Here is a 14871-nt window from a genome sequence, read left to right as displayed (position 1 = left end):
TGTCACGTGTGATCCAGCCCCAACTTGTGATCCACCGAAATGCGCCCCGGTCCCATGGCGATCAACGCGATTAGGGCTGAGGCCCAGAGCCCGTGTGTGATCCAAGCGCCCGGATAGACGAAGATCTGGATCGTCGCGGTCATCACCAACAGGCCCAGAGCTGACAGGCGGGTAAAGAGGCCAATGATCATCAGGGCGGGTAGGATGTGTTCGGCCAGTGTGGCCAAAACTGCGGCCAGTTCATGGGGGATCAGGGGCAGGGCGTATTCGTGTTCAAACAGGAAGTACGTGCTGTCCTTGATCGAGACCCCCTCGACCTTGGTGCGGCCTGATTGCAGGAACACCGCAGCGGGAAAAATGCGCAAGGCGAGAGCGGTGAAGGATGCCGGAATGCGGTCCCCGAGCGCGTTCAATTTGGTGATCGGTGTCATGTCTTGGGGCTCCCTTCGGTCAGCACTCCGGCCTGCATCAGACTGACCAGCAATGGTTGCGGATTGAACATCGGATCCTTGAGCGATCCCGACGCGGCGGCAGAGGCCAGAGGGCGCCCCATGCGCAGGGCTTCGATCATCTCAGCTTCGGCCGGGCTAATTGCTGCGACGGGCACGTCGAAAATGCGGTCGCGCAGGACCAATGCGATTTCACCGCTGTGGCCGATGGGGTGCGTTTCGAAGCCGGGCTGATTGCGTGTCCAGATCGACACTGCGGCATAGCGCAATTTCAGAACTTGGACCGACGGATGCAGCCCCATGCGCAAGGTTTCTGGGTTGGCGCTGGTCAGCGTGCTGGCTGCGATCGGCTCGGCATCTGCTGCGTGAAAGGCCACACCGCGCGCGTATTCGATCCGCGCCACATCACCGAGGTAGGGGTACTCCTTTAGCGGCGAGAACCGGTCGAGGAAGATGGCAAACTCTTTGCCCCATTCCTGAAGGACGGGCGAGGTCGGCTTGTGATGCTCGATGAACACCCGCGCCATCGCGCCAAAGAACGCGTCACCGACCAGCCGCCGGATCACGGGGTAGCGGGCGTTCAGCGCTTCGGTCAGGCTGACCATCACGTTATTGCGGTAGACGTCAAAGCGCTGCTCGGCCTCTGACGGGTCGAGTGCGGTGATACCTGTGGGCAGCGGACCGCCTGTCAGGGCGCGGTCGAACGCCGCCAGTGTTTCATGATGCGAGGTCAAGGCGTGCCCCTCCTTGTGCCAGAATGTCTGCAGCAGCGCGGGCCTCGGCCGCCAGTATGGGCCAGTCGGGCAGATCGTTGTCCCATTCGACCAGCGTGGGCAGCGCGCCAGTCTGCGCGATGACATGGGCAAACAGGGACCACACGGGGTCAGCCACGGGCGAACCGTGGGCGTCGATCAGAAGGGGGCCAGAGGGCAATTCTTCGGTACTGTGACCGCCAAGGTGGATTTCCCCGACCGAAGTCAGCGGGAACGCGGCAATGTAGTCATAGGGGTCTTGGCCATGGTTGGTGCAGGACACAAAGACGTTGTTTACATCCAGCAGCAGCCCGCAGCCGGTGCGCTGAATGATCGCCTTTAGAAAATCGGTTTCGCTGATCGTAGATTGTTCGAACAGCACATAGGTCGAGGGGTTTTCCAGCAGCATCTTGCGGCCCAGAACTTCTTGGACCTGATCGATATGGTCGCAGATGGTCTGCAGTGTTTCCTGTGTGTAGGGCAGGGGCAGCAGGTCATTCAGGTATTCGGCCCCGTGGCTGGACCATGCCAGATGCTCGGAAAAACTGTCGGGCTGATAGCGGTCGCATACGGTTTTCAGGCGCTGCAGGTGATCTGCGTCCAAACCGCGCTGTCCGCCGATGGACAGGCCAACTCCGTGCACGGACAGGGCATAGTCGTCGCGCAGAGCGGTCAACTGTGCGTGCGGCAACCCGCCAGCGCCCATGTAATTCTCGGCATGAATTTCAAAGAAGTCCACGCGCCGCGCGTCGTTGCGGATGGCGGTGAAATGGTCGGGCTTGAAGCCGACGCCGACAGATGCAGGAAGTCCGGTCATGGCAATACCTTTGGGGCAAATGAAGGAAAGGGGGCGCCGTTGGGGTAGCGCCCCCAAGCGCGTCTTAGGCAGGAATGTCGCGGGTCAGAGCCTCGAGCGAGCCCATGCGCGATTTGCCCATGTCATCCGAAGGCAGCTCCATGCTGACGCAGGTACCTGCAGGGACCAGCTTCCATGCGTTGCCCTGATAATCGACTTTCGATGTGCCGGCGCAGGTGGTGCCGGGGCCAGCGGCACAGTCGTTCTGACCGGCCAGCGCTACGCCATAGCATTTCTCCATGTCATCCGCCGCGTGTGCGGGAATGGCTGCCATGGCACCCAGAGTACAGGCCAGCGAAGCACCCAGAACGATGTTGTTTTTCAATGCGGTCATTTTAGCTCTCCATCACTAAATCAAAGGGCGTTCTCCGTTGCCCTTCACTGATCAGTTCGCAGAGAGGCGGCCCATCGTTACGGCGCTCACACCCCCGTTATGGCGGTTGGGGAATCCGTGATGGGTGTTACAGAAATCGGCCGTTTTCGCGGGAATTTTCTGGATTTTTGCTCGGCCATTGGAGGAGCTTTGAAACAAAAAGGGCGCAGCCGTAGCCGCGCCCTTGGATATTTTGGTGCCCGCCCGTGCGGGGAGAGCAGGCCTTAGGCCTTCAGATCAAAGCGATCCGCGTTCATGACCTTGGTCCATGCCGCGACGAACGCCTTCAGGAAGGGCTCGGTGCCATCGTCTTGGGCGTAGATCTCGGCATAGGCCCGCAGGATCGAGTTCGAACCAAAGACCAGATCCACGCGGCTGGCGGTCCACTTGGACTGGCCGGACTTGCGGTCACGGATCTCATAGGTGCCGTCACCGATCGGATGCCAGGTGTTGGCCATATCTGTCAGGTTCACAAAGAAGTCCGTGGTCAGTGCGCCCTCGCGGTCGGTGAACACGCCGTGTTTGGTGCCACCGTGGTTGGTGCCCATGGCGCGCATACCGCCGACCAGCACGGTCATCTCGTGCGCGGTCAGACCCAAGAGCTGCGTGCGGTCCAGCATCATCTCTTCGGCCGAGACGATGTAGTCCTTCTTCAGCCAGTTGCGGTAGCCATCGTGGATGGGCTCCAGCGGTTCGAAGCTCTCTGCATCCGTTTGCTCGGCAGTTGCGTCGCCGCGGCCGGGGGCAAAGGGCACTTCGATATCGTGACCGGCGGCTTTCGCGGCCATCTCGACGCCGACGCTACCGGCCAGCACGATGGTATCCGCAACACTTGCACCGAACTGCGCGGCCAAGGGCTCCAGCACCGAAAGGACACGGGCCAGACGCTCGGGCTCGTTACCGTCCCAGTCCTTTTGCGGGGCCAGTCGGATACGGGCGCCGTTTGCACCGCCGCGCATGTCAGACCCGCGATAGGTGCGTGCACTGTCCCAAGCGGTGTTCACCATGTCCGCAACGGTCAGACCGCTGGCGGCAATCGCTGCCTTCAGGCCCGCGACGTCGTATCCGGTGGTGCCTGCGGGGATCGGGTCCATCCAGATCAGGTCTTCTTGGGGCACATCGGGGCCAAAGAAACGTGCCTTGGGGCCCATGTCACGGTGCGTCAACTTGAACCAAGCGCGCGCAAAGGTGTCCGCAAAGTACTCGGGGTCCGCCATGAACTTCTGGCAGATCGCGTTATACGCGGGGTCCACCTTCATCGCCATGTCAGCATCGGTCATGATCGGCATGCGGCGGATCGAGGGGTCCTCGACGTCAACCGGCATGTCCTCTTCCTTGATGTCAACAGGCTCCCACTGCCAAGCGCCTGCGGGGCTCTTCTTGAGTTCCCACTCGTGGCCGAACAGCATGTCGAACCAGCCCATGTCCCACTGGGTGGGGTTCTTGGTCCAAGCGCCTTCGATACCGGATACGACAGTGTCACGGCCGATGCCGCGGCCTTTGGTGTTCATCCAGCCGATGCCTTGGTATTCGACATCAGCCGCTTCGGGATCTGCACTCAGATCTGCCGCGTCGCCGTTGCCGTGGCATTTGCCGATAGTGTGGCCACCTGCAGTCAGGGCTGCGGTTTCCTCGTCGTCCATGGCCATGCGGGCAAAAGTCTCGCGGACCTGTGCTGCGGTGGCCATGGGGTCGGGCTGACCATTCACGCCTTCGGGGTTCACATAGATCAGACCCATCTGCACAGCGGCCAGCGGGTTTTCCATGGTGTCGGGCTTGGTCACGTCGTCGTAGCGGTTGTCCGACGGTGCGAGCCATTCTTTTTCAGCGCCCCAGTAAACGTCCTTTTCGGGATGCCAGATGTCTTCGCGGCCAAAGGCAAAGCCAAAGGTCTTCAGGCCAGCAACTTCGTAGGCAATGGTGCCCGACAGGATCATCAGGTCGGCCCACGAAATCTTGTTGCCGTACTTCTTCTTGATCGGCCACAGCAGACGGCGGCCCTTGTCGGTGTTCACGTTGTCGGGCCAGCTGTTCAGCGGCGCAAAGCGCTGGTTGCCGGTGCCGCCACCACCACGGCCATCAGCCAGACGGTACGATCCCGCTGCGTGCCAAGCCACACGGGCGAACATGCCGACATAGCTGCCCCAGTCTGCGGGCCACCAGTCTTGGCTGTCCTTCATCAGATCACGAAGATCTTGCTTCAGCGCTTCGACGTCCAGCTTTTCCAGCTCTTCGCGATAGTTGAAGGTCGGGCCAAAGGGCTGAACCTTGGTGTCATGCTGATGCAGGATGTCGAGGTTCAGAGCATTCGGCCACCAGCTGGTGACGGAATTTTCGTTTGAGGTTTGTCCCCCGTGCATCACCGGGCATTTGCCAGTCATCGGTGCGTTGCCGTCCATTGTTTTTCCTCCGAGTCATTCACGTTGGTTTGCAATTAAAGTGGCCTCGATCGCCTAAAGTTCCAGCAACTTTAGAATCGTTTTCGAAGCGCCTTGCTGAGGACAGTATGCATTGGTGTTGATAAAATATAATCGTATGTTTTTCTTGTTGTGATAATTTCATATTATCACAATTTCTGCACGCGCATCCTGCGCTGCAGCATGAGAAAGCCCCCACGCAGACCGGCTGCGCAGGGGCTTTGACTTACCAAGCATATATAGCGGTCAAGCGTAGAAACACGCCGCCAGATGTCGTTCGCCCATCAACTCAGGCCGGTCCGCGCGGCATTTGTCGGTGGCTTTCCAACAGCGCGGGGCAAAGGCGCAACCCGCGGGCACGTTCAGGGGCGATGGCAATTCGCCCGTCAGCTTGATCCGTTCCTTGTGGTGCTCTGGGTCGGCGACCGGAGTCGCGGACAGCAGCGCCTGAGTGTAGGGGTGCGAGGGGTTCTGAAACACGTTCTCTTTGCTGCCCTTTTCCACGGCGCGGCCCAGATACATCACGATGACATCATCGGCCACGTGACGCACGACGCTCAGGTCGTGCGAGATAAACAGATAAGCCAGTCCCAGACGTTCCTGCAGATCCGTCAGCAGGTTTAGCACAGACGATTGGATCGACAGGTCCAGCGCAGACACAGGTTCGTCAAGCACCAGCACTTTGGGGTCCAGCATCAGGGCGCGGGCGATAGCGATCCGCTGGCGCTGACCACCCGAGAACATATGCGGGTAGCGGTCGAAATGTTCAGGGCGCAGGCCGACCATGTTCAGCATTTGGCGGGCGCGATCTTCCTTCTCGGACTTGGACAGGTCAGGGCGGTTGATGACCAAGGGCTCCATCAGGATTTGCCCGATCCGCTGCCGCGGATTCAGCGATCCGTAGGGGTCTTGGAACACAATCTGCACCGACTGCCGCAGGGACGCCCATTGGTCGGGTGTCACCGCGTTCCCGTCCAAGGTCAGAGTACCGCTGGTGGGTTCCTCGATCATGGTGACCATTCGGGCCAGCGTGGACTTGCCGCAGCCCGACTCGCCTACCACGGCCAGCGTCTTGCCTGCATAGAGTTCAAAGTCCACGTCCTGCACGGCGCGTAGTGTTTGCGGTTTGCTGAAGAGTCCTCCGCCGACGGCATAGTGGCGCGCCAAATGGGTGGCGGTCATTACAGGCGCATCGGTCATGACGCGATCCTCCGGTCAGTGTTCAGCGGGTAGTGACAGCGGGCATAGCCCAGATCGGCGCCCAAAGGCGCAGGCGAGATCGTACGGCAGTGATCGTTCGCGAACTGGCAGCGCGGGCTAAAAAGGCAGCCTGCGGGCCGGTCGAACTGGCCGGGCACCACGCCAGGGATCGTCGGCAGACGCTTTTCGGTGGCGCGCTCGGGCAGGGCGCGTAGCAGGGCGTCCGAATAGGGGTGGTGCGGGGCGCGGAACAGGTCGCGGACGGGACGCTCTTCGATCTTTTGACCCGCATATTGAACGCTGACGCGATGCGCGGTTTCCGCTACCACTCCCATGTCGTGGGTGATCAGAACCAACCCCATCCCGCTGTCTTCGCGCAGGGATGTCAGCAGGTCGAGGATTTGCGCCTGAATGGTCACGTCCAGCGCAGTTGTGGGCTCGTCCGCGATCAGCAGCTTGGGTTTGCAGGCAATCGCCATAGCGATCATCACACGCTGGTTCATGCCCCCAGACAGCTGGTGGGGAAAGGACGACAGACGCTTTTCCGGCGCGGGAATGCCGACCTGTTCAAACAGTTCGATCGCCCGCTTATGGCGCGCGGCGCGGTCCATGCCCAGATGCTTGCGCAGGGCTTCCTTGATCTGCCAGCCCACGGTGAAGCAGGGGTTCAACGACGACATCGGCTCTTGAAAGATCATGGCAAGGTCTTTGCCGATAATCCGGCGGCGTTCCCTGCCGCTCATGTTCAAGAGGTCATGCCCGTCAAAGGACAGCTCGTCGGCGGTCACTTTGGCGGTCCACGGCAACAGGCCCATTAGCGCCAGCATGGACACGGACTTGCCCGATCCACTCTCGCCCACGATGGCCAGAATTTCGCCGTTCGCGACGTCCTGATCCACACTGTCCACAGCACGGAACATGCCAGTCGAGGTCGAGAACTCGACGCTCAGGTTGCGAATACGGAGGAGGCTCATGTCTCAGCTCCTTTTCAGCTTGGGATCAAGGGCATCGCGCAGGCCATCGCCCATCAGGTTGATCGCCAGAACGGTGATCAGGATGGCCACACCAGGGAAGGTCACGACCCACCACGCGCGCAGAATGAACTCTCGCGCTTCGGCCAGCATGGTGCCCCATTCAGGGGTCGGGGGCTGTGCGCCCATCCCCAGAAAGCCCAAGGCCGCCGCATCCAGAATGGCGGTCGAGAACGACAGCGCCGCCTGCACGATGATCGGGGCCAGACAGTTGGGCAGGACCGTGATGAACATCAGCCGCATTAGGCCAGCACCGGCGACACGGGCTGAGGTCACGTAGTCCTTTTGCCGCTCGGACATGACCGAGGCGCGGGTCAGGCGGACATAGTGGGGCTGCAAGACGATGGCGATGGCGATCATCGCGTTGGTCAGAGATGGTCCCAAAACGGCCACCAGCACCAAGGCCAGCAGCAGCGAGGGGAACGCCAGAATGATGTCCATCAGGCGCATGATAGTGGTGTCGAGCCATTGAGGTGCGAAGCCTGCCAAAAGCCCGATGATGATCCCCCCAGCCGAGGCGATCGAGACCACAACAATTCCGACAAAGAACGAGAACCTCGCCCCGACGATCAGGCGGGACAGCATATCGCGGCCCAAAGGATCGGTGCCCAGTGGGAACTGCCAGCTGCCGCCCTCTTGCCAAACAGGGGGCTGCAGGATGTTACCACGGTACTGCATGGTCGGGTCATGAGGCGCAATATACGGGGCCAGTGCGGCGACGATCAAAAAGGCGCCAAAGACCCAAAGGCCGATCACGGCCCCACGGTTTTCGCGGAAGTAGTACCAGAATTCACGCAGGGCGCTGGGACGGGACGGAGTGTTGGACATCTCGGTCATCAGCGTTTCCTAATCTTGGGGTTGATGATGCCATAGAGGACATCGACGGTCAGGTTCACGATCATCACCATCACGGCGATCAGCAGCAGACCGCCTTGGACCACGGGGTAATCGCGGCGGAAGATGCTATCGACCATCCACTTGCCGATGCCGGGCCAGCTAAAGATCGTTTCGGTCAGGATGGCGCCAGCCAGCAAGGTGCCCACGGACAGGCCAATCACGGTGATCACGGGGATCAGCGCGTTGCGCAGGGCGTGGACAGCATTGATGCGCGACGGCGACATGCCCTTGGCACGGGCTGTGCGGATGTAGTCTTCGCCCAAAACTTCGAGCATCGCGGAGCGGGTCTGGCGGGCGATGACCGCCAGAGGAATGGTGCCCAGAACGATGGTCGGCAGGATCAGGTGGCGGATCGCGGACCACAGCGCGCCCGACTGGCCGGACATGATCGCGTCATAGATCATAAAGCCGCTCGCATTCGGGAAGTAGTAGACTAGATCGATGCGCCCCGACACGGGCGTCCATTGCAAGATTCCAGAGAACACGATGATCAACAGCAGCGCCCACCAGAAGATCGGCATCGAATATCCGATCAGCGCGGTGGACATCAACGCGCGGTCAAAGAACTTGCCGCGGTTCACGGAGGCGATCACGCCAGCGGGCAGGCCCAGAGCCACAGCGAAAATCATCGCGCAGAGCGACAGCTCCAGCGTCGCGGGGAAGAGGGCAAAGAACTCGTCCCACACCGGACGCTTGGTCACAAACGAATTGCCCAAGTCGCCTTGGACAACGCCGGTCAGGTAATTCCAGAACTGCACGTACATCGGCTGGTCAAACCCGTATTGGGCGGTCAGCTCTGCGTGGCGTTCGGGGGACATGCCGCGTTCACCTGCCATCACGATGATCGGGTCACCGGGCAGCAGGCGGATAAAGGCGAACGAAATCAGCGTGACGCCGATAAAGGTCGGGATAAACGTCAGAAGACGCGAGGCGAAATATTTCAGCATTCCAGCACCCGTAGTTCGGTCGGGAAGGTTGTAAGGGATGTGCTCCCTGCGTCGGTGATCAGCACGTCATCCTCAATGCGCACCCCGAGACGTCCAGGGACGTAGAGGCCGGGCTCGTTGGTAAAAACGGTGCCAGCGGGCAGGGTCATGTGGTTGCCGCGCATGATGTAGGGGGCTTCGTGCACTTCGCGGCCCAGACCGTGGCCGGTCTTGGTCCGGATGTATTCGGCAAAGGGCGACGTTTCGAGCACGCCGGTGACCGCATCGTCGATCTCGTGCGCGGTGACGCCGCCACGAGCAATCTCATGGCCACGGTTGTTTGCGCGGCGGACGGTATCGTACAATTCCGCGTCTTCGTCTGCGACATGGCCAACGAAAAAGGTGCGCGTGATGTCCGCACAGAACCCACCCCAGCGCGCGCCAAAATCAAACAACAACGCGTCGCCGGATTTTATCGGGACATCGCGGGCCTCGGCATGGGGGCGGGCAGAGTTCTCGGCAGCGGCGACGATCGGGCGAAAGGCGTGGTCAGACGCGCCCTCGGCGAACAGGTTCAGGACCAGCGCCTGCTCAATCTGCTTTTCGGTGTGGCCCATCTGGATCGTTTCGAGGGTGCGTTCCAAAGCGCGTTCCGAAATCTGGATCGCGGTGCGCATGGCCTCGATGTCTTCGGGCGTTTTGATCATCCGCAGGGCCGAGATTTCGCGCTCTGCGTCCACGATTTGCACGCCAGCGCGGGCGGCAGTCATCGCGTGGTGGATAAAAACCCGCATGACCTGACCTTCGACTGCGATGCTGTCGGCGTTCAGGTAGTCCATGAAGCCCGCAAATGCCTCGGCATAGCCGGTCTGATCGCGCCAATCAAACACGGGTCCGTCAAAGCCGACGAGCTCCCAGCTTTGCAGCTCCAGATTTGGGACGATCGCTGCGGCACGTCCGTCGGCGCAGGCGGCCAGCACAAAAGGGCGCTCATTGCTCATGAACGGGTGGTGGACCACGCGGGTGAAGTTCGGGCCGGGGACCAGCGCGACTGCGTCGACGCCAAGGCTACGCGCCACGGCGGAGTAATCGGCCAGCCTGTCAGAGAGAGTGCCAGTCATGTGTCCCTCGGGAATAATGCAAAAAAGGGACCGGCGCTGGAATGCGCGCCGATCCCGATTGTCAAACGTTCGCTTACTTCAGGCCAACTTGGTTGAAGATGTGGCCCCCCAGCGGGTGCACAACGTAGCCGTCAACCTCGGGGCGGGTGACCATGTACACAACCGAGTGCGCAATGGTGGCCCAAGGTGCCTGATCCTTGAAGATCGCCTGAGCTTCTTCGTAGAGCTTGGTGCGCTCGGCTTGGTCGCTGGTCACCTTGGCGGCCTTTACGACTTCGTCGAACTCTTCGTTGCACCACTGTGCGCGGTTCGAGCCGCCCACAGCATCACAGCCCAAGAGAACAGCAAGGAAGTTGTCCGGATCGCCGTTGTCACCGGTCCAGCCCAGCAGAACTGCGCCGTCACGGTCGGTGGCTTTCGAACGCTCCAGATACTCGCCCCACTCGTAGGACACGATCTCGACGTCCACACCCACTTCGGCAAAGTCCGACTGCATCAGTTCTGCCATGCGGCGGGCGTTGGGGTTGTAGGGACGCTGAACGGGCATAGCCCAGATTTTCATCGACAGATCGCTGACGCCGGCTTCTTCGAGCATCGCCTTGGCGGCTTCGGGATCATAGGCGTCGTCCACGGTCGCATCGCTGTAGGACCACATGGTCGGCGGGATCGGGTTCTTGGCGATTTGGCCAGAGCCTTGGAAGACCACATCGATGATCGCCTGCTTGTCGATCGCCATGTTCAGCGCCTTGCGGACGGTGGGGTTGTCGTAGGGGGCAACCTGAGTGTTGTAGGCCAGATAGCCGACGTTCAGGCCCTCTTGCTCCAGCACTTCGACGCCGTCGTCAGCCTTCATCGCTTCGATGTCAGCGGGGTTCGGGTAGGCCATGACATGGCACTCGCCAGCTTGAACCTTCTGGTAACGGACCGACGCGTCGGGCGTGATCGCGAAGATCAGCGCTTCGACCTTTGCAGGCTCACCCCAGTAGTCGTCGTTGCGCACGTAGCGGACAACGGCGTCTTTCTGGTAGGCTTGGAACGTGAACGGGCCGGTGCCAATGGGCGACTGGTTCACCATCTCGGGGGTGCCCGCTTCGAGCATGGCATCTGCGTATTCTTTGGACACGATCGAGGCAAAGTCCATCGCCATGTTCGCGATAAACGGCGCTTCGGGGCGGTTCAGGTGGAAGGCAACGGTGTAGTCGTCAACCTTTTCGATCTCTTTGATCAGGTCGGGCATCGACATGCCGTTGAAGTATTCCCAAGTACCGCCGGACACTTCGTTGTAGGGGTTCTCGGGGTTGCCCTGGCGATCAAAGGTAAAGATCACGTCGTCCGCGTTGAAGTCGCGGGTCGGGGTGAACATGTCGTTCGAGTGGAATTTCACGCCCTGACGCAGGTTGAAAGTGATGGTCATGCCATCTTCCGAAACCTCATAGCTTTCGGCCAGACCGGGCTGGGTCTCGGTGGTGCCGACCTTGAATTCGACCAGCTGGTTGTAGATCGGGTGGCTGGACGCATCAAAGGTGGTGCCAGCAGTATAGAGCGCGGGGTCAAAACCTTCGGGCGACCCTTCGGAGCAGTAGACCAGAGCCTGCGCATGCGCGCCGCCAGCGGTCAGAGCCATAGCCGCAGCCATGCCTAGCATTTTTGCCTTAAGTAACATTCGATCAACCTCCATGTTGACTCTAATGGTGTGGATTTCCGGTGTCTGATGCACCGTTTGCCCGCTTGTGCGGATCTGCTCTCCGGCCGCGATGGGCCGGAAACTTAACCCTCGCCCTCGGTCGAGGCGGGGGGGAGCCGACGCTGGTCGTTGACCGTTAATACGCTGAGCGTTCCGGTCCAGAGTATGCGCGCCGGATGGTCGGTCAGGTTGGCCCATGCATGGGGAACAGTGCCGCTATAGTGCAGGCTGTCCCCGGGACGCATGGTAAAGGTCTGACCGTCGAGGGACTGTTCGATCTGTCCCTCGAGAATATAAATGATCTCCTCGCCTTCATGGGACACGGTCTCGGACTGGTAGCCCGCCGGAACGTGCATGATGTAGGACGACATTTCCGACCCGGGATAATCGTTGCTCAGCGCCTCGTAAGTGATCGAGGATCCTGCCAGCGAAAACTGCTCGCGCTGTGCGGCGCGGCTGATCGCATCGGTCGGCTTATTGGTTTTGATGAAATACTCCAGCCGCACGTCCAGCCCTTCGGCCAGTTGCGCCAGAGTGCCAAGTGTCGGCACCGCCAGATCCCGTTCGATCTGGCTGACATACCCGACCGAAACGCCTGCCGCTTCGCTCAGGCCCTGCAGGGTCATCCCCAGCCCTTTGCGCCGCTTTCGGATCAGCGCGCCGAGCTGTGGCCCTGTGGGTTTGTCCATAAGTGTGGGTGAGTCACTCTGCATGGCCGCGAGTATTTGACCACATGATCAATAAACGCAATAAATTTTTTTCTGTTGGTAAAATTTTTTTACTAAGCCATTCATGATGCGTGGAAATTGAGCATCTGTGTTAGTAGAACAAGGCTAACGCGACCTCGGGGCAAGCGCGAAGTGTTCCCCCACGTCAACGCAAATGGAGAGACTATGCTGCGAGTCAATGTCATCGGTGCGGGCAAGGTCGCGCGGACATTCATGCTCTTGTTCCAAGGGGCAAAAGGGATCCAAACGCAGGATGTGTTTAGTCGATCTATAATGTCCGCCGAGGACGCTGTCGAAGCCGCTGGCGGGCGGGCTGTTACCAGACTAGGGCAGATGCGACCTGCGAACTTATGGTTTCTGACTGTTCCAGATGACCAGATTGCGGCGGCGGCGGCGGAACTTGCGGCGTCTGGGGCAAAGCCTTCGGCGATTGTTCATTGCAGTGGTTGTCTGTCGTCAGCGGTGCTTGGGCCCCTTCTGGAGGCGGGATGGCACACGGCGAGTTGTCATCCGGTGCTTAGCTTTGCCGATCCATTTAGTGCGCGGGATCAGTTCGCGGGGACTTATTGTGCGGTCGAAGGGAATGAAGATGCGGCCGCGCTGGTTTCGGATGTTGTCTCGCGCTTGGGCGGTGAGCCGTTTCCAGTAGATGCGGAAAAGAAAGCTCTCTATCACGCCGCGGCGGTGTTCTCGATTAACTTTGCCGTCGTCTTGCAGGCCGTCGCGGCGGAAGCGTGGGCCGAGGCCGGCGTGCCGGATGACGTCGCGACTGCGCTACGGGACAAGCTCTTGGGTGGGGCGGCGGCGAATGTCGCAAAACTTGGATCGCAAGCGGCCCTCACGGGGCCGGCCGCGCGGGGGGACCGGGCGGTTTTAGACGCGCAGGCAAAAGAGGTTAGCGCGTGGCATCCAGATGCGGGGCGCATTTATCGCGATCTAAGCACCCTTGCAGGTCGGCTCAAAGCAACCGGAAAAACGCTACCCTAACGGATTAGGCGGATAGAGCGTTAGAGGACGCTGTCAGTGGCAGGGTTTCTGTATCCACCATCTCGAATAGATTGACGGTCGAGCGCGTGAGGCGTCGCGCCATCGCATTCATGACGGTGCTGTTTTGTTGGTAGAGCGCCAACATTTCGACAGCGATCAACTCTTTGATCAGCAGTCCGACCCGCTTGCGATTGCGTCGCACGACAATCACGGCGGATCTTTTTGTGAATGTCCCCGGTTGCAGGCCAAAGATAGACGCGAGGCAGTATATCGGCAGCAATTCGTTGCGGTTGCTGATGCTGCGAACAAACCCGTCGGCGTCCGGTCCGCCGATATCCTCGCGCCATGGGATAATCTCGATCACCTGTTCGAGGTTGATGGCACAGGGCTTTTCGGCATCTAGGAGCAGACATTGCAGATGTTGACCGCTATTTGCGGCTTTGTCTTCGGCATTTGTGTTCCTGACGGAGACTTTGCCAAGGTCCGTGATACGGGGCTCTTCTAGCATCGCGGCATAGTGCAGAACAACGAAGTTGTCTTGGTCGTCCCGAGATACAATGCCCTGTATCAGATGAGGGCACGCGTAAATGGTGTCGGGCACAGCGCCAAGATCCGTCTCGCTGATACGAATGATATCGACCACGCGGTCGACACGGATCGCGAACCGGTCTCCGTCTTTTAGGCGCACCACAACGGCCGAGGTCCGCTTGGTATCCGAACTGCCCGAGGACAGACCCAAGAGTGCGAGCGGGTCTAGCAAGGCCAGTTCGTACCAATGGGACTTGATTGTACCGCAGCAGATCTCGCTGCGAGCGCTCCAGCCATTGACTTCGGAAGAAGGGATCGTGGTCTCGATCTGGGTGATGGGCAGGCACATCTGGATGCCATCGGTTTCAAATAACAAAAAGCGGTCGCTGTGGTCCAGATTGCGCTTGGCCTCGCGGGAATCTCTGACCAGCGGGACGCTCTCCGAGTACAGCTCTTTGATGTCAAGCAGCGGGAAAACCATCTCATTGTCCGTGGCCATCTTGCCCACGATCCGAGAGGGCTTGGCCCGGTTGTTGTGCCGCAGCTCGTGGGCGTCGCAGTCCGTGCGTTTGACTAATTTCACGGCGGATTGGGCCACGATCCCCAAGAGCATCTTTTCGTGTGTCAGAATGACGACCACGCTCCGCTCTGATGTCTCAGTCCCGGTGCTGAGCTCTAGAAATTGCGGCAGGTCCAGCACAGGCACAATCTGACTGCGCAGCGCGAAACAGCCCAGAACGCCCTGCTCGATAGAAGGAAGAGGGTCGAATTGGGCAGGGCAGGGCACGACTTCGCGCACCTGTGTCACGGGGACGGCCACGTTGAATTCACCTAGATCAATGACCGCCAACGTGTCCTCTCCGGCATGCTTCGCAGAAGAGGCTTTGGATTTGGCTTCGTTGGTGGTCGTGATCTCCATGGC

The 14871-nt window shown here is 60.1% G+C and carries 14 protein-coding genes; 1 reads left to right on the top strand and 13 read right to left on the bottom strand.

The window, feature by feature from the left end:
* Positions 1 to 2: 2 nt before the first annotated feature.
* The 12 genes from AB9K37_RS18835 to AB9K37_RS18780 all read right to left on the bottom strand — a co-directional run bounded on the left by AB9K37_RS18835 (position 3) and on the right by AB9K37_RS18780 (position 12395).
* A complete protein-coding gene (locus AB9K37_RS18835; protein ID WP_369841787.1) occupies positions 3 to 431 on the bottom strand; it encodes a DoxX family protein in 429 nt (142 codons plus the stop codon).
* On the bottom strand, positions 428 to 1183 hold the full coding sequence (locus AB9K37_RS18830) for a DUF2063 domain-containing protein (protein ID WP_369841785.1): 756 nt from the start codon (positions 1181 to 1183) through the stop codon (positions 428 to 430). The genes AB9K37_RS18835 and AB9K37_RS18830 overlap by 4 nt, the downstream gene beginning before the upstream one ends.
* Positions 1167 to 2018, bottom strand: coding sequence for a DUF692 family multinuclear iron-containing protein (locus AB9K37_RS18825; protein WP_369841783.1), 852 nt, complete (start codon positions 2016 to 2018; stop codon positions 1167 to 1169). Before AB9K37_RS18825 ends, AB9K37_RS18830 begins: the two co-directional genes overlap by 17 nt.
* A 64-nt stretch (positions 2019 to 2082) precedes the next feature.
* Positions 2083 to 2391 (bottom strand): DUF2282 domain-containing protein, encoded by a 309-nt coding sequence (locus tag AB9K37_RS18820; RefSeq protein WP_369841780.1) that lies wholly within the window; start codon positions 2389 to 2391, stop codon positions 2083 to 2085.
* A 263-nt stretch (positions 2392 to 2654) separates the two neighbouring features.
* Positions 2655 to 4829, bottom strand: coding sequence for a catalase/peroxidase HPI (gene katG, locus AB9K37_RS18815; RefSeq protein ID WP_369841777.1), 2175 nt, complete (start codon positions 4827 to 4829; stop codon positions 2655 to 2657).
* A 264-nt stretch (positions 4830 to 5093) separates the two neighbouring features.
* Positions 5094 to 6047 carry an ABC transporter ATP-binding protein gene (locus AB9K37_RS18810; protein ID WP_369841774.1) on the bottom strand — a complete coding sequence of 318 codons (954 nt, stop codon included), beginning with the start codon at positions 6045 to 6047 and terminating at the stop codon, positions 5094 to 5096.
* On the bottom strand, positions 6044 to 7021 hold the full coding sequence (locus tag AB9K37_RS18805; protein ID WP_369841771.1) for an ABC transporter ATP-binding protein: 978 nt from the start codon (positions 7019 to 7021) through the stop codon (positions 6044 to 6046). The genes AB9K37_RS18810 and AB9K37_RS18805 overlap by 4 nt, the downstream gene beginning before the upstream one ends.
* Before the next feature lie 3 nt (positions 7022 to 7024).
* Complete coding sequence (locus AB9K37_RS18800; RefSeq protein WP_369841768.1) at positions 7025 to 7915, bottom strand: ABC transporter permease subunit; 891 nt, start codon at positions 7913 to 7915, stop codon at positions 7025 to 7027.
* On the bottom strand, positions 7915 to 8922 hold the full coding sequence (locus AB9K37_RS18795; RefSeq protein ID WP_369841766.1) for an ABC transporter permease subunit: 1008 nt from the start codon (positions 8920 to 8922) through the stop codon (positions 7915 to 7917). The genes AB9K37_RS18800 and AB9K37_RS18795 overlap by 1 nt, the downstream gene beginning before the upstream one ends.
* Complete coding sequence (locus AB9K37_RS18790) at positions 8916 to 10022, bottom strand: M24 family metallopeptidase (RefSeq protein ID WP_369841763.1); 1107 nt, start codon at positions 10020 to 10022, stop codon at positions 8916 to 8918. Before AB9K37_RS18790 ends, AB9K37_RS18795 begins: the two co-directional genes overlap by 7 nt.
* 73 nt (positions 10023 to 10095) lie before the next feature.
* Positions 10096 to 11685, bottom strand: a complete 1590-nt coding sequence (locus AB9K37_RS18785; RefSeq protein ID WP_369841760.1) for an ABC transporter substrate-binding protein — start codon at positions 11683 to 11685, stop codon at positions 10096 to 10098.
* Positions 11686 to 11789: 104 nt separating this feature from the next.
* On the bottom strand, positions 11790 to 12395 hold the full coding sequence (locus AB9K37_RS18780) for a helix-turn-helix domain-containing protein (RefSeq protein WP_369841757.1): 606 nt from the start codon (positions 12393 to 12395) through the stop codon (positions 11790 to 11792).
* A gap of 204 nt (positions 12396 to 12599) precedes the next feature.
* On the opposite strand from AB9K37_RS18780, the gene AB9K37_RS18775 reads away from it, so the two are divergent.
* Positions 12600 to 13421: a Rossmann-like and DUF2520 domain-containing protein gene (locus AB9K37_RS18775; protein WP_369841754.1), complete on the top strand. Its 822-nt coding sequence runs from the start codon at positions 12600 to 12602 to the stop codon at positions 13419 to 13421.
* A 4-nt stretch (positions 13422 to 13425) separates the two neighbouring features.
* Here the strand turns inward: AB9K37_RS18775 and AB9K37_RS18770 are convergent, their stop codons facing one another.
* Positions 13426 to 14868: a chemotaxis protein CheW gene (locus tag AB9K37_RS18770; RefSeq protein ID WP_369841751.1), complete on the bottom strand. Its 1443-nt coding sequence runs from the start codon at positions 14866 to 14868 to the stop codon at positions 13426 to 13428.
* Positions 14869 to 14871 lie beyond the last annotated feature (3 nt).

Source organism: Donghicola sp. XS_ASV15 (genome assembly GCF_041224595.1).
Taxonomy (GTDB): domain Bacteria; phylum Pseudomonadota; class Alphaproteobacteria; order Rhodobacterales; family Rhodobacteraceae; genus Donghicola.
Note: the sequence above shows the minus strand (reverse complement) of the source record. Positions and strands in the feature narration are given on the sequence as shown.

Coding starts and splice junctions, on each gene's coding strand:
- katG (WP_369841777.1), bottom strand. CDS start 4,829: ATGGACGGCAACGCACCGATGACTGGCAAATGCCCGGTGATGCACGGG.
- AB9K37_RS18770 (WP_369841751.1), bottom strand. CDS start 14,868: ATGGAGATCACGACCACCAACGAAGCCAAATCCAAAGCCTCTTCTGCG.
- AB9K37_RS18780 (WP_369841757.1), bottom strand. CDS start 12,395: ATGGACAAACCCACAGGGCCACAGCTCGGCGCGCTGATCCGAAAGCGG.
- AB9K37_RS18825 (WP_369841783.1), bottom strand. CDS start 2,018: ATGACCGGACTTCCTGCATCTGTCGGCGTCGGCTTCAAGCCCGACCAT.
- AB9K37_RS18790 (WP_369841763.1), bottom strand. CDS start 10,022: ATGACTGGCACTCTCTCTGACAGGCTGGCCGATTACTCCGCCGTGGCG.
- AB9K37_RS18775 (WP_369841754.1), top strand. CDS start 12,600: ATGCTGCGAGTCAATGTCATCGGTGCGGGCAAGGTCGCGCGGACATTC.
- AB9K37_RS18835 (WP_369841787.1), bottom strand. CDS start 431: ATGACACCGATCACCAAATTGAACGCGCTCGGGGACCGCATTCCGGCA.
- AB9K37_RS18795 (WP_369841766.1), bottom strand. CDS start 8,922: ATGCTGAAATATTTCGCCTCGCGTCTTCTGACGTTTATCCCGACCTTT.
- AB9K37_RS18805 (WP_369841771.1), bottom strand. CDS start 7,021: ATGAGCCTCCTCCGTATTCGCAACCTGAGCGTCGAGTTCTCGACCTCG.
- AB9K37_RS18785 (WP_369841760.1), bottom strand. CDS start 11,685: ATGTTACTTAAGGCAAAAATGCTAGGCATGGCTGCGGCTATGGCTCTG.
- AB9K37_RS18820 (WP_369841780.1), bottom strand. CDS start 2,391: ATGACCGCATTGAAAAACAACATCGTTCTGGGTGCTTCGCTGGCCTGT.
- AB9K37_RS18810 (WP_369841774.1), bottom strand. CDS start 6,047: ATGACCGATGCGCCTGTAATGACCGCCACCCATTTGGCGCGCCACTAT.
- AB9K37_RS18800 (WP_369841768.1), bottom strand. CDS start 7,915: ATGACCGAGATGTCCAACACTCCGTCCCGTCCCAGCGCCCTGCGTGAA.